This is a genomic window from Bacillus sp. ISL-7 (assembly GCF_018613065.1).
In genome coordinates this window covers 1-19,317 of the sequence record NZ_JAGGQW010000078.1, presented here as the reverse complement: position 1 = coordinate 19,317, position 19,317 = coordinate 1, and the positions used below count along the sequence as shown (strand labels likewise).

Here is a 19,317-nt window from a genome sequence, read left to right as displayed (position 1 = left end):
CAGTTAAGTGTAGCCGATTCACGGTTTCGTCAAGGAAGGTCGTGAAGAATGTTTACACTGTGTAAAGTGCTATGACAAAGCTTGGGATGACGGCTATAAATTAGGAAAAGCAACAGGTGCGGTTAACGAAAGATACAGGATAATTCGCAATCTTATTAATGCTCAGATGATCGATGAGCAAATTATTCAGTACGCACATACATCCTATGTGGAATTAGAAGATGTCAAAAACCAATTAAAAATCTTCAAAGGTCGATTTGAATTTGAAATGCCTCAATGACCTATTGTTCAACTAACGGAGCAATAGTTGTGCGAAATGATGCGGTGAAAGCCGCACGTACTGGTGTGGACGGGGGGAAAAGAGAGCGATAACTTCAAACCCTTACCTATCAGTATAAAGAACATATATAGCTGTAAAGGATTTTAAGAAATGATATAGAATTATATTTTTATACATTTCATTTAGTTAACCAAAAAAATTTCAAGGGATTTTATAGGAGGAGTAGTAGATGGATATGAAATATCCAATTGGAAAATTTCAATTTGATGGTGATATTACTAAAGGTGTTACAAAGGACTGGATAAATGAGATTGAAGAATTACCAAGTTTATTACGAGATGCTGTAAAGTACTTAGATAATGAACAGCTTGATACACCTTATCGTTCAGGAGGGTGGACTCTTAGACAAGTAATACATCACCTTGCGGATAGCCATATGAATGCCTACGTTCGCTTTAAATTGGCTCTTACGGAAGAAAAACCTGTAATTAAGCCATATGACGAAACGAAATGGGCGGAACTTTCTGATTATAAATTGCCAATTGATATTTCACTATCACTGCTCGAAGCATTGCACAAACGCTGGACAAACCTTTTACGTAGTCTAAGTCCTGCGGATATGGAAAAGACATTTATACACCCAGATTCAGGGGAAGTTTCAGTAGGTAAAAATATAGGAATCTACGCTTGGCACGGTAGACATCATCTTGCACATATTACTTCTTTGTGTAGTCGTAAGAGCTGGTAAGGGTCTTTGTGAACGATTACACTTAAAGTAACGGGTGCTAGAGTTCAAGGTCTGCTTAATATACAACGCAGGTCTTTTTTACGAAAGGTAAAGTGAAATCTCGTTTGAAAGACCCCTTATTGTTCTTCTATATTATATTTCTTCATCAGTTTCTTGTTCAATGTCATTTCGAACTTCCTAATTAGAAGGCAACCGGGGTTAATGGTACAACCAAAGAACAATACAGTGAAAATCTAGAAGAATATATCGTGGAAATGAGTTTAAAAACAAACTGATTGACGATGCATTAGAGACGTTTAAAATACAGCGATCATTAAGCATGAAGGGCTGCCCATATGACAATGCCGTAGCTGAGGCAACTTTCAAAATCATTAAAACAAAGTTTGTGAAAGTTAAACATTTTAATAGTTTAGAAGATTTGACAAGAGAATTACACGACTATGTCCATTGGTTTAATCACATACGAATTCATGGAACACTTGGCTATATAAGCGATTGATTATAAACTTGAGCACCTTAATGAAATTGTCTAGTTTAGTGTTGACAATCCAATCGTCTTTATGAAGACCACATTCTCTGTTTTGCCCAAGTGATTTAGACTTCATCGCCTTTATGAAGACCACATTCTCTGTTTTTCCCAAGGGATTTGGTCTTCATCGGCCTTATAAAGAATACTCACCAATATGCGGCGAGTTTTTACGTTTTAATATACCTATTGCTATGTCTAAACTTTTGTCATTTCGGCTTTAAATTTCAGAAAAGCACCTCAAAACGGAACCCTTTACAATTTTGCAAGCCCGTTAATTTATGCGAGCCATTTACCTTCTGCAACTAATAACGCCTTAAAGGTATTAAATAACTTTTCGTTGTACCGTACACTATTCGGATCACTACTTACACCGCCAATAATTTTGTTATCTAGTGTAACAATTATATTCCCCGCTCTATGTTGGTAAATACTTACGTTAGATAGCTTTAATGTTCTATTCGCCATAAAGCTCCCCCTTTTAACGTCTAAATATAATGTTTACGTAAAATATTCCCCAAAAATGACCTTGGATTTTTTTCAAGACCACATCTGTCATTAAAATTGACAGGACACCATTTGGAAAGTTTGGAACCTGAATAAGTTTTACTACATTTGATAATATTTGGAATAAGTATTATGAGCTTATTTTATTTACCGATCGTTCTCAAAATGTTATATTGACGTTAGGAGGAGGAACTTAGAATGGCAAGAAGTAAAGAATTCGAAGAGAACGTAGTATTAGACAAGGCGATGAAGCTCTTTTGGGCACAAGGTTATGAGAAGACATCCTTGACCGATCTGGTAGAGCATATGGGAATCCATCGCAGAAGTTTGTATGACACGTTTGGCGACAAACATACGCTTTTTTTGAAAGCTATGGATCGATTTCACGATAAAGTCAGTGCTGAGCTTACGGGAGAAGTTAAACGCTCCAAGACTGCAGTGGAGGCTCTTCAGTTTATTTTTAGTTTCATGATATATGGTGAAGAGAACTCACCTTCAGGCTGTTTAATGGTGAATTCGGCGGTGGAATTGGCAATGCGCGATGCCGATGTGGATTCAAAGTCCACTGAATCGTTCAAACTATCAGAGCAGCTACTCAAGGATATTATTCTGTGTGGGCAGGAGGAGGGAGAATTTACCTCAGATTACGATGCCGGCGAACTGGCGGAACATCTGCATACTGTATGTGTTGGGTTAAGGGTAATGACAAGAACCTCAATTCCCAAAGAAAAACTACACCGTATAGCCAATTTATCCATAAAACTTTTAGATAAATAATCATTTTTTTCTTAGAATTATAGTTCCTATATGAGTAAGTCTGAGCTGTTGTAAAGCTTACTCCTAAGAAGATATCATTGCTTATGTATTTTTTAGAATGATCGTTCTCGTATGTGAGTCTTTCCTTGCTTAAGCTCTCTCCATGAAGGGATCATTCTTTTGTATTTTTTAGAATGGTCGTTCTCGTATGTGAGTCTTTCCTTACTTAAAGCACTCTCCATGAAGGGATCATTCTTTTGTGCTTTTTAGAATGACCATTCCCATATAGCGAGACTTGCCTATGTCCAAAACTTCCCCTTAAGGAAATCATTACTTTCGTAGTTTTGAGGAGGAAGGCATTTTGTTGTACCAAAGTTAAAAAATAAAAGGAGCACATAAATTCTAATAAACGAACGGATAAATACGGTGGATCAATAGAGAATCGTGCTTGCTTTGCTATCGAAATAACGAAAGCAATCGTTGAAGAAATTGGAGCAGAAAGAACAGGCTTTCGTATTTCACCAGGGACACCTCTTGGTGGGATTGAAGAAGGTGAACAAGTTCCTGAAGTTTATCTCCATCTTGTAAAAGTATTGGCTCCATGAAATTCGTTCCATTTGGTCAAATCCATTATAGTCAATCGAGCTGGTCGAGCTCTAGAAGATAGTAGTGTAGATATTGATAATGGCGTTACTGATATGGTACAAGTCGGTGTATGGTCATTAGCTAATCCGGATTTAGTAGAACGTCTCAAAAAAGGGTTCCTTTCAATGAAGCAGACCGTATAACATTCTTTGGTGGTAACGGAAGCGTGGGTTAAACGGATTATCCTACGATGAAAGAATTAAAAACTCAATAGGGGTAAATATAGCTTATAGGGTGAAGAATTAGACATCGTGGGAAACAGCTGTCTTAGTAATTAATATTATAAAAGTTTGTGCCGTTTTTGGGCTCATCCTGAAAATCAGTGCTTGACGCTTGAATTACGTGAATTTGCAGGCGTTTGGTGCAATCTTGGGCTTTACCCTTCAAGCACTGGTTCTTGTTTTGAGTCACCTCCATTCAAAGCTAGAGATTGCATTTCTTGAAAAGCCACGAAAACATTGTAAAGGAAGAGGATGAAAAAATGAGAGCTGCTCAAATGCAGAAATATTCAAAAGAAGTTAAAGTGGAATTGAATGATGTTAAAATACCTGAAATTAATAGCCGGGAGGTACTCGTTAAAGTAAAAGCAGCAGGTGTTAATCCATTAGATGTCCTTATTTTAAATGGAAGTATTCGAATGATTTCTGATTATGAATTACCATTAACTTTAGGAAATGAACTATCTGGCGTTATTGAGGCTGTTGGAAAGAATGTTGAGAACTTCCACGTTGGTGACCACATTTATACGATGTTGCCAGTTAATCAAATTGGAGCTTTTGCTGAATATGCGGTCGTCAATGAAGATGCTATATCCATAATGCCTAAAAATCTATCCTTTATTGAAGCAGCAGCTGTGCCTCTCACTGCTTTGACTGCTTATCAAGCATTAAATGACGTACTAAATGCTCAGCCTAACAAAAAGTTATTTATCCCTGGAGGAACTGGTGGTTTTGGTGCTATGGCAATCCCCATCGCCAAATCAATGGGGTTATATGTTATAACAAGCGGCAGTGAAAGAGGTAGATCACGTACACTGTCGATTGGCGCTGATAGATTCATAAATTATCATGAGGAAAACTATGCCAACATTTTATCTGAGATAGATTATGTTATCGACACCCTGGGAACAAAAGAGATAAAAGCAGAACTCGGTATCTTAAAACCTCAAGGAAAGTTAGTATCGTTAAAAGCCGTACCTAATTATCGCTTTGCAGTTGACAATAATTTTCCAATGTGGAAAAAATTATTGTTTGGTTTAGTGGGTGCTCGTGTGGATTTTTTAGCACGTAAACATAAAAATGAATATCACTTTTTATTCGTACACGCCAATGGCAGTCAATTACAAAGAATCACTAATCTTGTTGAAATAGAAAATATCACGCCCTCTATTGATTCAATTTATAATTTTAATGACATTAACAAAGCATTAATAAAAGTTTCTACTGGACACTCACAAGGCAAAGTTATTGTAACCTTCTAATCTAAAATTTAAGTACGTGGAAGAATAGTTTTTATCCAAGAATGCAAGATTGTGAAATATTGTACTTAAGCTAACTGGGCAGTCTAGTTAAAGAACGGTGTTTAACTTGTGTTCAACAATCGGGACCTGTTGTTTGAATCGAGAGACGTATTCTGCCTAAAATTGAATTTGTATTCGCCTAAGAAATTGATATGCTCCCATCCAAGGGGTGAAATATAACCATCTATCTATTATGCCGTAGTTGACTGATTTAGATTAATTGCTCTTTCCATAAATTTTTTGTTAAACTGTATCGTAAGCAAAGGGAACAAAGCAATTGCGTAAAAATGAGGGGGGAGAGTAGATATGGCGAGACCAAGAGAGTTTGATCAAAAGGCGGTACTCGATAAAGCTCTGGATCTGTTCTGGAGCAAAGGGTTTGAAAGAACATCTATTCAAGATTTGGTGGAGCATACGGGGGTTCACCGAGGCAGTCTTTACGATACGTTTGGGGATAAAAATCAATTATTTCTAATGTGTTTGGATCGATTCCACAACCTCTATAAGGATCAGGTCTTCCTTATTTTGGAGGAGTCGGGAGAACCAAAAGAAATATTGGAGCGATTTTTTACCGAGTTGATTGATATCGCTATGAGTAATGAAAAGCAACGAAGGGGCTGTTTTATTGCGAATACTGCAATGGAACTTGGTTCTTTTAACCTTATTATCTCTTCACGCATTGAAGCTTATACAATCGAAATGGAGACACATTTTTTTAATTTTCTCCAGCGCGCTCAGCAAGCAGGTGTCATCAACAACAACCTAAGCGTACGCGAACTAGCTCGATTTTTAGTAAATACAAGGCATGGTCTATTTGTACTGGCCAAAACTGCAACTGATCGCAAAGTGTTAGAGGACGTATGTAAGGTAGCTATGTCCGTGATAATGCATAAGAAAAATAATAGTTGACTGGTCGTTCTTAAATGAACTATAGTATATCTGTGCTGTATAGAATGCATCTAATTATTTAAGAACGATCATTCTTTATCGGTCTGGCTCTTAGTTTGTATAACACATAAGTAGTTTAGATTTTTTTTCACAGTTTAAGAACGATCATTCAAAAAAGGGAGTAGTGAAAAATGGATATTTCTAAACAAGTTGCTCTTGTCAGTGGTTCAAATAGAGGTTTAGGCAAGCATCTAGCTCTTGAACTTCTAGCGAGGGGAGCCAAAGTATATGCCGGAGCGAGGAACCCGGCATCAATCGATCTACCGGGCGCTATTCCGCTGCAGCTCGATATTACAAATCCCCAATCCGTAACTGCTGCGGCGGAAGCGGCTGGGGATGTGACCCTTCTGATCAACAATGCCGGTTCCTCAACGGGTGCTTCTCTCCTTACAGGTAAGCTGGAAGATATACAGTTGGAATTCGACACTCATGTTTTCGGCACATTATCTATGATTCGCGCTTTCGCTCCAATTATTGAAAAAAATGGAGGGGGCTCTATACTGAATATCCTATCCGCGTTATCTTGGGCCAGTATAGGTGAGTCAGGTGCGTACTCGGCTGCGAAATCCGCTGCATGGGGAATGACGAATGCATTACGCTTAAATTTAGCCCCTAATAACGTTAGGGTTGCCGGACTACACGTAGCGTACATGGACACGGACATGACAGCCAACATCCAAGCACCTAAGTCAGATCCAAAGGACATCGCAAGAATCGCAATAGATGGTATCGAAGCTGATCTCTACGAGATTGTTGCTGATGATCTAACTCGGAATTTACAACAGGGCCTTGCCGGAGGAGTTTCTTCCCTCTACCCGCAATTAGGTATTAAAAGAAGTAACAACTTATAGAATCGATACTTACACACAGGATATTTGGATACAAAGCAGCTACCGAAGGTTAGGAACCAATAATCGAACTTTCGAATTTTATTTTATGTATTCTTATGTCTGTCTGTATTCGATCGAACGGCAAGGACATTATGATATTAAGGAGGTAATATGTATGAAAAACGAATCCACACTCCTCGATTCATCGGCAGATGTCTCCGGAGCTTTCAAGGAAGGATTGGTAATCCCGCTGCTCGGATTCACCGTCATCCTGGTTGTCATGAATACGATGATGTTCAACCTGGCTTTGCCCCAAATTACAAAAGATTTCGACTTGTCGTCGGTTGCGGCATCGTGGATAGTGACAGGCTACTCGATCGTGTTCGCCATTTCCTCCATCACGTATTCCCGATTATCCGATTTCGTCCCTATTAGGAAGCTGTTTACGATCGGATTACTCTCCGTTGGCGCGGCATCAGTTCTCGGTTTTTTCAGCCATCACTATATCCTGCTCCTCATCGCCAGGCTGATACAAGCTTCAGGGGCCGCCTCTGTACCTGCTCTGGGAATCGTGCTGCTCACCCGCTACATTCCATTATCGCGGCGAGGTAAATCGATGGCTACAGTGATGTCTGCAAGCTCTCTCGGCCTTGGCCTCGGTCCAGTCATCGGGGGCTCCATTATTCAATATTTCGGCTGGAACGACTTGTTTCTCGTTACGGGAATTACACTGCTGCTCGTCCCTGTTTTCTATCGGCTACTGCCGAAAGAGAAAGCACAGAAGGGCTCCTTCGACATAGCCGGAGCCGTGTTGATTGGAATGGGAACTACGGGAATGCTGTTGTTTTTGACCAGCAGGTCCTGGGTGATGCTTGTTGTAGGGCTGGTGGCTCTACTCTTGTTCTGGTTGCGAATCCATCGCACGGACAATCCCTTCGTCCAACCGGCGCTGTTTCGCAACAAACCGTATATGAACTTGAACGCGCTTGGAACCATGGCGTATATGAGCAGCTTTGTGACGCTGTTTCTTATTCCGCAAATTTTGGCCCATCTGTTTGCCTTAACTCCGGGCCAATCGGGTCTAGTTCTATTCCCCGGGGCTATCTTGTCGATGCTTGCGTCCAATTGGATCGGCAAAATGATAGACCGTTTCGGCAACAGCATACTATTTCGTTATGCTCCGTGGCTGCTTATTCTGGCTGCCGCCCTGTTCGCCTTAACGGCCGTACATTCAATCTATGCCATTGTCGCAAGCTACATGCTGCTTAGCATCAGCTTCTCCTCGTTGACTACCAGCGTATCCAATGAAATATCGCGCATTGTGCCTAAAGAGCAGACCGGCGCGGGAATGGGCTTGTTCCAGCTATTGCAATTTTTAGGCGGAGCCTTCAGCGTTGCCGTTACTGGCATTTCGATCGCCTTGCAGAAAAATCTCCCCCTCCCGAATGCTTACGCGAATATTTTTTGGGGAATGACGGTCATTGCAGGTATAGCTATTGTCTGCTCGCTTTTTTATAGGTCAAAAAAGCAATCTATGCCGGTACAAATTGACATTAAAGCTCGCGTCTAGCGAAGGTGCGATAAGTCCGAGATAAATCCAAAACGGGTTATATAGAGGTAGCAAACGTCGATTTTGAGTCCATTTGACCAGAAGATGGAAAATGACTTGTGACATCCTTTAGGAAAAACTCAAGTTATTTTTTTTAAAAACAAGTTCCGAATATTATTTTGGACGCATTAGCAGTTCTTCTCATCTCAAGTACCAAAGGCGGATTACAATATAAGCATGTATTAGGAGATAATTTCTTTTCGAAATTATTGAAACAACTTAAAGATCTTTTGAAATAGTATGTGAAAAAGAATGATAGAGGAGTGTTGTTGATGGCACGAAGAGTTGTAGTGACAGGATATGGAGTCGTTTCACCGTTAGGAAATACGGTTCAAGCGTTCTGGGCTAATATTAAAGAAGGTAAGTCAGGAATCAAAAAAATTAATTCTGAAGACTTTAACAATATTAGCACCCAAATTGCAGGTTATATTACCGACTTTGACGCAGAGCAATATCTCGATAAAAAAGAATTAGGAAAATATGACTTATTCGTACAATATGCTGTTGCTGCTGCTCAACAAGCTTTAGAACAGGCGAATCTAGATTTACAAAATGTTAATAAGGAGCGATTAGGGGTTTATATTGGTTCCGGTATTGGGGGGATTAATACTACATTAGATAATCATAAAGCTTTAATTGAAAGAGGACCAAGAAAAGTTTCTCCATTTATGGTTCCTATGATGATTAGTAATATGGCGTCGGGAGTTATTTCTATAAAAACGGGTTTTAAGGGACCCAGCTTTTCACCTGTTTCTGCTTGTGCAACAGGGAATCAAGCAATTGGTGAGGCTTTTTTAAATATTCGACATGGATATTCTGATGGCATATTAGCTGGAGGGGCTGAAGCTCCTATTAATCCATTAGCTTTTGCTGGGTTCTCAAGAATGAGAGCAATGTCTACTTTTAATGATTTTCCAGAAAAGGCAAGTCGCCCATTTGATAGCAGGCGTGATGGCTTTGTCATGTCTGAAGGAGCAGGTGTTTTATTCCTGGAAGAGTATGAACACGCGAGAGAACGAGGAGCAACAATTTTAGGAGAAATCGTAGGTTATGGTTCCACAACAGATGCCTATCATATGACTTCCCCTGATTACACCGGAGCAGCAAATGCGATGAGATTGGCTTTAGATATGGGGAATATAAAATCCACTGATGTGGATTATATAAATGCGCATGGGACAAGCACCCCTGAAGGAGATAAATCAGAGACCAAAGCGATTAAAAGTGTTTTTGGTGCTCATGCTTATAACTTAAAGGTAAGTTCCACGAAATCAATGACTGGACATCTTTTTGGGGCAGCTGGTGGGATTGAGGCTGTTATAACACTCAAAAGTATTATGGAAGATATAGTTCCTCCAACTATTAATTACGAAACACCAGATGTGGATTGTGATTTAGATTATACTCCAAATCATGCTGCTAAGACAAAAATAAACTATGCTATTTCTAATGGTTTTGGTTTTGGCGGACATAATGCCGTGTTGGTATTTAAAAAGTTTTCTATATAGATAAGACTGTAGTAAAGGGACTAATTGATAGGTTAAATATTATTTTAACGTTTAAACCCCTAACTATCTCGATGTTTTAGTAAAATAACTAAGGAGACATTTTTGCAGCTCCTTATATTTTTCGATATTTCACAATCGGGCGCTTTTCTTGAATAAGAAGGCGTCTTTTTGTATTTTACCGGATTCTGGAACAATACTTATTAGGGATTGGAGTTTATTAATGTGTAGAAGTGATTGTGAAGGATTCCACTTAAACTATCGGGTGCTTATGTTGAAGATCGTGCTGCCATCAATAGCACAATATGTTCGTAATACAAAATAACAAATGGATAATAATATAAATTAAATAGGTTGGAAAGGGATTACATAAAAAAATACAAAGGAGTTTATTTATGCCAATTTCGGAATTAGTTCTTAGGCTTGCTATTGCCTTTATTGCATTAATAGCTTTAACAAGGCTTATGGGAAGAAAAGAAATATCTCAAATGACCTTTTTTAATTTTGTATCTGCTATTTCAATTGGTACATTAGGTGCTTCCCTTGCAATAGACCCATCAATAAGTATCACAAATGGGTTAATAGCGTTAGTTGCTTGGAGTGTTTTTACGGTTATCACTGGATTTTTGGATTTAAAATCCTCAAAATTTCGTTATGCAATAGAAGGTCAACCAGTAATTCTTATAAAAAAAGGTAAGATAATGGATGAAGCACTTCGTAAAGTTCGTTTAGACCTTGACGCTTTAAATACACAATTGCGTAAAAAAAATGTATTTGCTGTATCAGATGTAGATTATGCAATTTTTGAAACAGATGGAACTCTTTCTGTCATGAAAAAAGAACCAAAGCTGCCTTTGACAAAGAGTGACGTGAATATTAAACAGAATAATGATAATGCTTTCCCTATTTCTACCTCTGTAATTTCCGATGGTGAAATTAAGGAAGAGAACTTAGAAAGGTTAAATCTCGATAAGATATGGTTAGAAAAGCAATTAAAACTATCAGGTATTGATTCTATATCGGACGTGTTTTATGCTGAGGTTCAGAAGGATGGTACACTTTTTATTGATACTAAAAATGACATTCTACACTAACCTTTTTTTGGAGAGATTAATATCCCTCTTTTTTCCCTTTGTTGATAGAATTTTGGTCAATTTTGTTCGAATTATTGTGAATTTTTATACTTAAAGTAACGAGTGCAAGAGTTTAAGATCCTGCTGCTACATTCTTGGTGGCTTTTTGAATATTCGACTAAAAGGGAAGGTTTGTAAATGAGGGTTACAACTATGTAAACAAATAGAGGTGATTGTTAAGGTTTAAGATGATTATAAAGATTGACATCGACACAATACGTGTATATACTCGTAATTATGAGAAAACAAATCAACAGTTGGAGTATATCTTCTTGATTGTAGGAAAGGTTGGTGAAAATTATGAGAGAGCAAAATTCAACGGAAGATTTTTCAGAGTCGACCGATTATGCAGCAGAGTGCGCTAGCTTGAATTTAAGAAAGGCGTCCCGGTTCATTACCAGTTTATATGATGAATATTTAAGACCAGTTGGGCTTCGGTCTACACAGTTGTCATTGTTGATGGCTCTTGAACAGGTTGGGTCTGTCACCATTACATCTCTCTCCGAAATTCTTCTGATGGCCCGGACCACATTGCCACGAGATCTCAAGCCGCTTGAGAGACAAGGCTGGGTGTCGATCACGGAAGGGGAGGATCGCAGGAAACGATTTATTGCTCTGACACCCGAAGGCCGGGACCTTCTTAAGCGTGCGCTGCCGTTATGGGAACAGGCGCAAACCCGTATTCGAGACTATATGGGCGATGACCGTTATAAAGGTTTGCTTGGTCAATTGTCTGATATCGTTAAGCTGAACAGGCAAGGTTAATTTTTTTTATCAAAAAGGTGTATATACACTTAACTCGATTCGGGGCATGGATTTCTGTCTCAGTATGCCGCGGCTCACGATGAACATGTATTAATGTTCCTTCGATAATGTATATGATCCCTTAGATGAAGGTAAATTAAATTATTTTTTGGAGGGTTTACAAATGAAGCTTACAGGAAACACGATTTTTATTACAGGCGGCGGTACGGGAATTGGCCGTGGTCTAGCAGAAGCTTTACACAAACTTGGAAACAAAGTTATCATCTCTGGGCGGCGAAAAGAGCGTCTGGAGGACACGATTAAAGCGAATCCCGGGATGTCCGGAGTAGAGTTGAATGTACAGGATCCTGACAGCATAAAGGCGGTCGCCAAGCAGTTAATCGAAGAATACCCGGATTTAAATGTCTTGTTTAACAACGCCGGCATCATGCTGCCCGATACCGCAGCGGGCGTGATCGACGAAGATGTTTTGGTTTCGACTGTCACGACAAACTTGCTTGGGCCAATCCGTATGACGTCTGCGTTAATAGAGCATTTGAAGTCCAAAGAAGAAGCGGTTATCATCAACACGACTTCGGTACTTGGATTCGTGCCGCTAGCGATGACCGCTGTATATTCGGCGACGAAAGCAGCACTCCATTCCTACTCGCTTTCTCAACGGTACATGCTTAAAGACACTTCGGTAAAAGTACTCGAAATGGCGCCGCCGGGGGTTCAAACGGATCTGATGAATCTCAACAATCCGCACGCGATGCCGCTTACGCAATTCATTGAAGCAACGATGAATGTACTTGGTACGAATACAGACGAGGTTCTGGTGGAAGAAGCGAAAATGCTTCGAAATAACCCGGGCCCGAACGAAGGCGCTTTTGTGACCCAGTTCAACGATATGATGTCGAGCGCATTCTAGGTGAGCACCGTCAATTTTTCGAGTCGAAGCAAACGCTGAGAATTGATTTCCGCATTCGTCAATTGGAGAAGCTCAGAGACAGTATTTTATGCTATGAAGCTCGTATTAACCAAGCGCTGCAAAAGGAAGGTATGAATGCGGTCCATGCCTTCCTTTTTACTTCTATTTAGATTATAGAACAAGCTTATGAATTGTTATTTCATGAACATCAGTTATGGGCAGTAAAAAAAGCAGCTCAACAATTCAGCTCTAACGGGTACGATAGTTGAATGACTGAACCAGGAGTTGAGGCTGCTACTCCCGGATATATTGTGATTTGAACCATTTCTTTGTCGCGGGTTCTTTGCAGCATTTCCTTGCCGTTCCGGCAAAATTATGCTTGAAATCTCTCGATGGGAGGAAAAGAGTTTTGAAAACCTATCAACGGATGGAAAAATGAGCCGTACATTTTAAACACACGTTTAATTATACAGACATTTAATTATGACAAAAGGAGAGATGTGCCATGAAAAATGCAATAATCGCATTGCTTCGCCAGCCCACGACGATTATCGGAGTTGTTGTGGCATTGATGTTTCAGCTCATTTTTAGTATCGTATGGATGACAGGCTACAACGGAATTACCGACAACACCAAGAATTTGATTATCGCCATCGTTAACGAAGATCAAGGACTCGGGTCTAACATCGCTGACGGACTTGCCGGGAACCTGCCTTTCCGAATCGAGAGGATGGATTCGTTGTCCGCCGCCCAAACGAAGTTGAACAAACGAGACGTGCAGATGGTGCTGTATCTGGCATCCGATTTCTCCAAGCAGCTGCAAACTCCAGGTCAAACGGCGCAAATCCATTACTACTTGAACGAATCGAACCCGCAACTCATTAAGAGCATTATGCAATCGGTTGCCGGCAACGTTACCGCGCTTGCCAATAAGCAGGCGATTGCCGCAGGAGCGCAAGCGAAACTGACGCAGGTAAGCCCGAATTTCCCGACCGCCCATGCACATCAGATGGCGCAAGGACTGTCCGAACGCGTCACATCCGACATACAGACGTACAACAAAGTGAACGGTATGCACAACCAGATGGTGCCGATGATGCTCGTCCTCGCTTGCTTCGTCGGATCGATGATCAAAGCGCAGAACCTACAGATTTCCGTCAATATCGTCTCACGGCAATACGGCAGGTGGAACGCATTCGGCGCCAGAGTGATGCTCAACGTCATTGCGGCGGTGTTGATCGGACTCGTCAGTACGACGATGGTTCATTTGCTCGGCGGGCAATCCGTCGTCAGCTTTGCCACGATGTGGGGCTTCGTGTCGCTCGTGTTACTCGCATTCATGTTTTTCGCTCAAATGTTCCTGATTCTGTTCGGCAACGCGGGCATGTTTCTTAACATCCTCATGCTTTCGACACAGTTGGTTTCTTCCGGAGCGATTGTACCGCGCGAGCTGCTGGGCTCGTTTTATAATCGGGTGAGCGACTATTTGCCGGCCACTTATGCGGTGGAGGGGATCATGAACCTGCTTTTCGGCGGTCCGAGCTTGGGTGCGAGCGCCATGACGCTTGTATGGATATTGGTCGTATGTCTCGCTATCAGCGCTGCCGGTGTTGCCGTCAGCCGCAGGAAGCGCGAAACCGCGCCAGCACCTGCTACCGCACCGGCCGAATGCTGACTTTCGATTGAAAAACAAAGAGGATTGGAACGGGTATACGTCAAAACGCATAGCCAATGGAATTTGGTAGCAGAAGCGGTCTATGGAATAACCGAACTATTTCGAAATGACATTAAGGGTACGAGAATTGTCGCAAATCCTGGGTTTTTCTCCTCATCTATAATCCTTGCACTTGCACCAATGGTGAGGGAAGGGCTCATTGATTTAGATAAAATTGTTGTATATGGTATGTAAGGAACGGTTGGAGCAGGGAATAAGCTAGATCATGCTCTGCATCAACCCGAAATACATAACAATATTTTATTCTACAACGTTGTGAACCATCAGCATAGCTAGGAAATAGAACAGGAATAATCCGTAATTGCAGGACAATCCTTCCACGAGCACTTCACACCCCAATATGTGCTGATATCAAGGGGAATATTGACCGTAAATCACTGTTTTCATATAAGCTCAAAATCGCCTTCATAAAAAATATTTTCTAACTTTTTAATATCAAAATGCTTAGAGTTACCCAAAAACTGAAACCAAAATCAATTTGGGTAGGGAGCATGACAGTTTCGTTCATATCAGTACATTTCTTCACAAAGTTATTTTATCGATTCAAATGGTTTCTGGTTCACCTGCTTATTGACATATTAGGTTTTTTGGGGAGCGAAGGGTGATCTCACCTGAACGGGGTGAATAGACCTAATGTGCATGTTGTAATATTTGTGGCATCGAATTGGAATAATAAGCATGGTAAAGGGGTGAAAAGGTTGGAAAAATTAAAAAAGAACTTGGAACGGAAAAACACGACCGTCATCGTCGTGGATGTGCAAAACGATTATTGCCATCCCGATGGAGCAATTGCCAAAAGCGGAAGCGATGTCAGCGCGGTCAAAAAAATAATTCCGAACTTGCGTAGCTTGTTGGATGCGGCAAGAGAGCACTCCGTTCCAATCATTTTTTTGCAGACCAATCATGATAAGTCGACTGATTCCGAGGTTTGGCTTTCCCGCTTTCCGGATGGAGTCAACCCGATTTGCCAGACAGGGAGCTGGGGAGCGGAATTTTACGAAGTTACGCCGCAGTCGAATGACATCATTGTGAAGAAGCATCGTTACAGCGGCTTCATTCATACTATGCTGGAGTCCATATTGCGAACTCTTAAAATCGAAACCTTGATTATAACAGGAGTCAGCACGAATCTTTGCGTGGAATCAACCGCCAGAGACGGGTTTATGCTGGATTATCGAATCTTGCTCATGAAAGATGCCTGTGCGGCTTTTTCGCAGGAAGAACACGATATGACCTTAAAAACCGTGGATACCTATTTTGGAATGGTGGCAGATACGGAACAGGTTGTTTCCTTTTGGCAGATGCACGCTCTCCAATCCCCCCAGTTTTTGACCTAAACGGTTGATGGACAAAAAACGACCATGCTTATTTTGACAAGCCCCAACAATAAAAACAGTGGTAGCCTAGGAGGAGCAAAAAAAGTTCTAGCCTGTCGCTGTTTTATTGCTAACTTCACCATTCTGCTTTATCCGGTACGGATATTTCAGCTCCACCCTACAGCAAAAAATTTCGGTCTATTCGAAATTTGCCTACCCTTTCTCCATCCGGCAAGTACGTAGGAAGATAATCGTCCATTCGAGGGTTGATTGTTTGAGCATATACATCGTAAACTTTATGATGTTCTTTCGCTGCACGGGTTGACTTCTGCTTTGATTCACTTGATTGATAACGCAAAGAATTTGGTGTGGTTCTACTTTTGCAAAATACCCGCTGTTCCTATAAATTATTATTCGTTTTATACCTTCGTTTTCCATTGCTTCGATAATAAGTGGCATACTTTCTGAGAGAGTGGTTGTGCCATCAGTATTTAGGCCGTTAAATATTAGATGCAACAGAGGAGGCTTCAGCGGTGCAGAGGTTCATATTGAAACAAGGAAAGACCTTCCTAGAGCGCGATTAGATCGTGGAGGAGTCCATCATGTTGCTTTCCGTGTTCCAAACGAAGAAGAATACGAAAAATGGGCACAACGATTGAAGGAAGCTCAGTTGCCGAATTCTGGCAAGGACGAACGCTATTATTTTAAAGCGTTATATTTCAGAGAGCCTAATGGGATTTTGTTCGAATTATCTAATGAATAAGTGGAAAGACCCAAAAAAGAGCATCAAACTCCCCTAGGGGTATTAGGTATAGAAATTATAATATAAAATAAGGGCTTAATCTGATGATGCTTTATATATACTAGTGCATAAGCTAGAAGTGAGCATCAGCCATACCGCCATACATTTTACTTCCTCAGTGCTTTATTATGCGTTCGGTGCATTAAAGCCAGATAAAAAAGCCCTAAAACGGGGCTTTTTTATCTGAAAAAAATTAGGTTGGATGCTTTTAATTAATAAAAGACAGTTGCTCCAATGATAATTAATAAAATAAACAAGACAACGATTAAGGCAAAACCTCCGCCATAACCAAAGCCGCCACCGTAACCGTAGCCACCACAGCCACCAAAGCCGCCGCCGAATCCTCCATAACCGAACATAAATAATCCCCCTTTCAATCAGTATTATTTAATTAATAAAATCCTCCACCATATCCTCCGCCCAAAAAGGACGCTCCAATAATAATAAGCAGGATAAACAAGACAACGATTAAAGCAAAACCTCCACCAGCTCCTACACCATCCATTTAATAACCTCCTTTACATCTATTCAATACAAAATATGATTAAATCCAAAAGGTGTCAGGGCTTTTGCGAAATACAAAAGCCCAATCTATACTATTAGAGAAAATCATTACACGATACTGCATTATGTAGCGAATAAAAGACTCCTTAACGCTAAAAATGCTTAGTTAAATTAAAAATAAAAATAAAAAGGCTTAACTACTTGGTTCTTCATAATAAACAGATGCATAATCTAGAAAGTAGCCGCTAAAAGACATATTCAAGCAATAGACTTACACGTTAAAACTGGGATAGTCTCAATCAAAAAAAGCCCTTCAAGATAGGGCTTTTTTTAGGTTCTTCTTAGAAATAATTTACTGTACCAACCATAATTGATACAAATTAACCTTTCGGATGAAGGTAGGCTAAAGGGAAGAGTTAAGTTTGTGAAGAAATGTACTTAAAGTAACGGGTGCTAGAGCTCAAGAAGGATCGCTGCGCGGTCTTTTATTCTTATTTGAGTGGAAGATCGGAGCCGTCAATAGACGGCTTTATCATAACGATCGGCTTACTTTAATAACTAACGGATGACCAACTTAGAGTTTGGTACTGGCTTCGCAGATAAATCCGTTGTATGAGAGATTACACTTGTCTTAAAGTGTGAAAATAAATAACATCCTAAGATCACAATGAATCCCCCAATTCCCTGTACCCATGACAATTGTTCTCCTAAAAATATAAACGCTAAAATTGCAGTGAAAACTGGATTGAAATTTAAGAAAATACCAGATGTTATAGTACCTAATTTCTGTATACCAATATTCCATAATACCATACAAACGACAGTAGAGATAACACCTGTATATAAAATGGATTGAATGAAAGAATGATTGATATTGGAAATAGTAAAATCAAAAATGTTAAATGGAAGAACAACGAGAAGTCCAAATATTCCAGAGTACAATGTAGCCATTAACGGTGATGTCGTTCTCATTGCCCACCTACTGCACACAGAGTATATTCCCCACACGCATACAGCTACCATCATCCATAAATCGCCTGTATTAAAATGTACTGACAATAATAGGTTGATCTTTCCTTTGGAAAGAACGAGAAGTACACCCAAAAGCGAAATAATCATTGAAAATATTTGTAGTACGTTAATTCTCTCTCTTAAAAAGATAAATGAAAAAACGGAAATCGAGATGGTATTTAATGTGGAAATTAATCCAACATTAGTCGAGGTTGTTCGTTCCAATGCTAAAAATTGAAAGAGATTAAATAAAACAACTCCTGTGATTCCCATGAAAAATATGGGAAGAATGGCATCTCGTGAGGGTAGTATCCTTTTTTCTTTCCACCATACCATTGGTAGAAGAATAACAATAGCAATCATCCATCTTAAGCTCGTCAAGGTCAACGGAGAAGCATGACCGACAAGAGATTTTCCAACTACAAAATTTCCTCCCCATAGCAAGCTTGTTAAAAGCAGCAATAAAACATAAAATTTAGCCATACCATTTAGCTCCTTTGATTTTTCATTAGTACAGTGAAAAAGATAGAAGCCATTGTGCACAATGACATTTAGAATATTCCATTTCGATTTATTAATGATCATAACATTTTTATTGATTTTACAACATAACATTTTGTATAATTCAATAAAATTGAAATAATTAAAATGAAAAGTGAAATATTAAAGAATAAAATTAAGTTAATTTATTGAAAAAGACCTGAATTTTGAATAATTATTAAGGGAGAAGATTGCATGGAATCTTTTGTAAGCAAAATTTTAGATGATGTTGATATTCAAATTTTAGATATAATGCAAAAAGAAGCTCAGTTAAGTAATGCTGAACTTGCAAGACGTGTCAATTTGTCCCCGCCAGCGACACACACAAGGATAAAACGATTAGAAAGTGAAGGGTTTATCGATAGGCAAGTCGCAATTTTAAATCAAGAGAAGCTTGGGTTCGATTTACTTTGCTATGTTTTTATTAGCACAAATATTCATCAAGCTGAACAATTGGAAGTTTTGGAAAATGCCTTAAAAGCTATGACAGAAGTATTAGAATGTCATTGTTTAACAGGAGAATATGATTATCTTATAAAGGTAGTTATTAGGGATAGGAAGGGATTGGATAGCTTTATAAGAAAGTTAAATAGGCTTGGCATATCACGAATTCAAACTAACTTATCGTTAAGAGAAATAAAATATTCCACAGTTTTGCCTATATTGAAAGGTGAAATCTGAAAGTGGCTCCATGCACGGCGTATTGAACTATCCTGAAAATAGTAACG

General features: G+C 39.7%; 19 protein-coding genes and 3 pseudogenes. 17 read left to right on the top strand and 5 right to left on the bottom strand.

What is annotated here, in order from left to right:
* Positions 1-509: 509 nt before the first annotated feature.
* Positions 510-1,028, top strand: coding sequence for a YfiT family bacillithiol transferase (locus tag J7E66_RS27785; RefSeq protein ID WP_215006237.1), 519 nt, complete (start codon positions 510-512; stop codon positions 1,026-1,028).
* A gap of 247 nt (positions 1,029-1,275) precedes the next feature.
* Positions 1,276-1,561: pseudogene (locus tag J7E66_RS32135) on the top strand (IS3 family transposase); the annotation flags it as partial.
* A 272-nt stretch (positions 1,562-1,833) separates the two neighbouring features.
* Here J7E66_RS32135 and J7E66_RS27775 read toward each other — a convergent pair.
* Positions 1,834-2,022 (bottom strand): hypothetical protein, encoded by a 189-nt coding sequence (locus J7E66_RS27775; RefSeq protein ID WP_215006231.1) that lies wholly within the window; start codon positions 2,020-2,022, stop codon positions 1,834-1,836.
* Positions 2,023-2,259: 237 nt separating this feature from the next.
* On the opposite strand from J7E66_RS27775, the gene J7E66_RS27770 reads away from it, so the two are divergent.
* The 13 genes from J7E66_RS27770 to J7E66_RS27710 all read left to right on the top strand — a co-directional run bounded on the left by J7E66_RS27770 (position 2,260) and on the right by J7E66_RS27710 (position 15,753).
* Positions 2,260-2,838: a TetR/AcrR family transcriptional regulator gene (locus J7E66_RS27770; protein ID WP_215006228.1), complete on the top strand. Its 579-nt coding sequence runs from the start codon at positions 2,260-2,262 to the stop codon at positions 2,836-2,838.
* Positions 2,839-3,212: 374 nt separating this feature from the next.
* Entirely contained in the window at positions 3,213-3,422 is a 210-nt protein-coding gene (locus tag J7E66_RS32130; RefSeq protein WP_308162607.1) for an oxidoreductase, read from the top strand.
* 521 nt (positions 3,423-3,943) lie between these two features.
* Positions 3,944-4,942 carry an NADP-dependent oxidoreductase gene (locus tag J7E66_RS27760; RefSeq protein ID WP_215006225.1) on the top strand — a complete coding sequence of 333 codons (999 nt, stop codon included), beginning with the start codon at positions 3,944-3,946 and terminating at the stop codon, positions 4,940-4,942.
* Positions 4,943-5,287: 345 nt separating this feature from the next.
* Positions 5,288-5,890 (top strand): TetR/AcrR family transcriptional regulator, encoded by a 603-nt coding sequence (locus tag J7E66_RS27755; RefSeq protein ID WP_215006222.1) that lies wholly within the window; start codon positions 5,288-5,290, stop codon positions 5,888-5,890.
* Between the two features lie 170 nt (positions 5,891-6,060).
* Entirely contained in the window at positions 6,061-6,780 is a 720-nt protein-coding gene (locus tag J7E66_RS27750) for an SDR family oxidoreductase (RefSeq protein ID WP_215006219.1), read from the top strand.
* Positions 6,781-6,934: 154 nt separating this feature from the next.
* A complete protein-coding gene (locus tag J7E66_RS27745) occupies positions 6,935-8,329 on the top strand; it encodes an MFS transporter (RefSeq protein ID WP_215006216.1) in 1,395 nt (464 codons plus the stop codon).
* Between the two features lie 311 nt (positions 8,330-8,640).
* The gene (gene fabF, locus J7E66_RS27740; RefSeq protein ID WP_215006213.1) at positions 8,641-9,876 is read left to right on the top strand and encodes a beta-ketoacyl-ACP synthase II; all 1,236 of its coding nucleotides are present in this window, start codon (positions 8,641-8,643) and stop codon (positions 9,874-9,876) included.
* Between the two features lie 392 nt (positions 9,877-10,268).
* Positions 10,269-10,967 (top strand): YetF domain-containing protein, encoded by a 699-nt coding sequence (locus J7E66_RS27735; protein ID WP_215006211.1) that lies wholly within the window; start codon positions 10,269-10,271, stop codon positions 10,965-10,967.
* 339 nt (positions 10,968-11,306) lie between these two features.
* A complete protein-coding gene (locus J7E66_RS27730) occupies positions 11,307-11,771 on the top strand; it encodes a MarR family winged helix-turn-helix transcriptional regulator (RefSeq protein WP_215006208.1) in 465 nt (154 codons plus the stop codon).
* Between the two features lie 163 nt (positions 11,772-11,934).
* Positions 11,935-12,681, top strand: a complete 747-nt coding sequence (locus tag J7E66_RS27725) for an SDR family oxidoreductase (RefSeq protein ID WP_215006206.1) — start codon at positions 11,935-11,937, stop codon at positions 12,679-12,681.
* A gap of 505 nt (positions 12,682-13,186) precedes the next feature.
* Positions 13,187-14,356 carry a YhgE/Pip domain-containing protein gene (locus J7E66_RS27720; protein WP_215006203.1) on the top strand — a complete coding sequence of 390 codons (1,170 nt, stop codon included), beginning with the start codon at positions 13,187-13,189 and terminating at the stop codon, positions 14,354-14,356.
* 24 nt (positions 14,357-14,380) lie between these two features.
* Positions 14,381-14,590 (top strand): hypothetical protein, encoded by a 210-nt coding sequence (locus tag J7E66_RS27715; RefSeq protein WP_215006200.1) that lies wholly within the window; start codon positions 14,381-14,383, stop codon positions 14,588-14,590.
* 524 nt (positions 14,591-15,114) lie between these two features.
* Positions 15,115-15,753: a cysteine hydrolase family protein gene (locus tag J7E66_RS27710; protein ID WP_215006197.1), complete on the top strand. Its 639-nt coding sequence runs from the start codon at positions 15,115-15,117 to the stop codon at positions 15,751-15,753.
* 160 nt (positions 15,754-15,913) lie between these two features.
* Here J7E66_RS27710 and J7E66_RS33000 read toward each other — a convergent pair.
* Positions 15,914-16,230, bottom strand: a pseudogene (locus J7E66_RS33000) (NAD(P)-dependent oxidoreductase); the annotation flags it as partial.
* 25 nt (positions 16,231-16,255) lie between these two features.
* On the opposite strand from J7E66_RS33000, the pseudogene J7E66_RS27705 reads away from it, so the two are divergent.
* A pseudogene (locus J7E66_RS27705) lies at positions 16,256-16,492 on the top strand (VOC family protein); the annotation flags it as partial.
* A gap of 254 nt (positions 16,493-16,746) precedes the next feature.
* Here J7E66_RS27705 and J7E66_RS27700 read toward each other — a convergent pair.
* The 3 genes from J7E66_RS27700 to J7E66_RS27690 form a co-directional block, all read right to left on the bottom strand.
* Positions 16,747-16,893 (bottom strand): YjcZ family sporulation protein, encoded by a 147-nt coding sequence (locus J7E66_RS27700; protein WP_215006194.1) that lies wholly within the window; start codon positions 16,891-16,893, stop codon positions 16,747-16,749.
* Between the two features lie 32 nt (positions 16,894-16,925).
* The gene (locus J7E66_RS27695) at positions 16,926-17,039 is read right to left on the bottom strand and encodes a YjcZ family sporulation protein (protein WP_215006191.1); all 114 of its coding nucleotides are present in this window, start codon (positions 17,037-17,039) and stop codon (positions 16,926-16,928) included.
* A 557-nt stretch (positions 17,040-17,596) separates the two neighbouring features.
* On the bottom strand, positions 17,597-18,532 hold the full coding sequence (locus tag J7E66_RS27690; RefSeq protein ID WP_215006188.1) for a DMT family transporter: 936 nt from the start codon (positions 18,530-18,532) through the stop codon (positions 17,597-17,599).
* A 252-nt stretch (positions 18,533-18,784) separates the two neighbouring features.
* On the opposite strand from J7E66_RS27690, the gene J7E66_RS27685 reads away from it, so the two are divergent.
* Positions 18,785-19,270: an Lrp/AsnC family transcriptional regulator gene (locus tag J7E66_RS27685; protein WP_215006185.1), complete on the top strand. Its 486-nt coding sequence runs from the start codon at positions 18,785-18,787 to the stop codon at positions 19,268-19,270.
* Positions 19,271-19,317 lie beyond the last annotated feature (47 nt).

Excerpts from the sequence above, each read along its gene's own strand:
- J7E66_RS27695 (WP_215006191.1), bottom strand. The coding sequence starts at position 17,039 with ATGGATGGTGTAGGAGCTGGTGGAGGTTTTGCTTTAATCGTTGTCTTG.
- J7E66_RS27770 (WP_215006228.1), top strand. The coding sequence starts at position 2,260 with ATGGCAAGAAGTAAAGAATTCGAAGAGAACGTAGTATTAGACAAGGCG.
- J7E66_RS27730 (WP_215006208.1), top strand. The coding sequence starts at position 11,307 with ATGAGAGAGCAAAATTCAACGGAAGATTTTTCAGAGTCGACCGATTAT.
- J7E66_RS27760 (WP_215006225.1), top strand. The coding sequence starts at position 3,944 with ATGAGAGCTGCTCAAATGCAGAAATATTCAAAAGAAGTTAAAGTGGAA.
- J7E66_RS27775 (WP_215006231.1), bottom strand. The coding sequence starts at position 2,022 with ATGGCGAATAGAACATTAAAGCTATCTAACGTAAGTATTTACCAACAT.
- J7E66_RS27745 (WP_215006216.1), top strand. The coding sequence starts at position 6,935 with ATGAAAAACGAATCCACACTCCTCGATTCATCGGCAGATGTCTCCGGA.
- J7E66_RS27700 (WP_215006194.1), bottom strand. The coding sequence starts at position 16,893 with ATGTTCGGTTATGGAGGATTCGGCGGCGGCTTTGGTGGCTGTGGTGGC.
- fabF (WP_215006213.1), top strand. The coding sequence starts at position 8,641 with ATGGCACGAAGAGTTGTAGTGACAGGATATGGAGTCGTTTCACCGTTA.
- J7E66_RS27755 (WP_215006222.1), top strand. The coding sequence starts at position 5,288 with ATGGCGAGACCAAGAGAGTTTGATCAAAAGGCGGTACTCGATAAAGCT.
- J7E66_RS27725 (WP_215006206.1), top strand. The coding sequence starts at position 11,935 with ATGAAGCTTACAGGAAACACGATTTTTATTACAGGCGGCGGTACGGGA.
- J7E66_RS27785 (WP_215006237.1), top strand. The coding sequence starts at position 510 with ATGGATATGAAATATCCAATTGGAAAATTTCAATTTGATGGTGATATT.
- J7E66_RS27690 (WP_215006188.1), bottom strand. The coding sequence starts at position 18,532 with ATGGCTAAATTTTATGTTTTATTGCTGCTTTTAACAAGCTTGCTATGG.
- J7E66_RS27735 (WP_215006211.1), top strand. The coding sequence starts at position 10,269 with ATGCCAATTTCGGAATTAGTTCTTAGGCTTGCTATTGCCTTTATTGCA.
- J7E66_RS27720 (WP_215006203.1), top strand. The coding sequence starts at position 13,187 with ATGAAAAATGCAATAATCGCATTGCTTCGCCAGCCCACGACGATTATC.
- J7E66_RS27750 (WP_215006219.1), top strand. The coding sequence starts at position 6,061 with ATGGATATTTCTAAACAAGTTGCTCTTGTCAGTGGTTCAAATAGAGGT.
- J7E66_RS27685 (WP_215006185.1), top strand. The coding sequence starts at position 18,785 with ATGGAATCTTTTGTAAGCAAAATTTTAGATGATGTTGATATTCAAATT.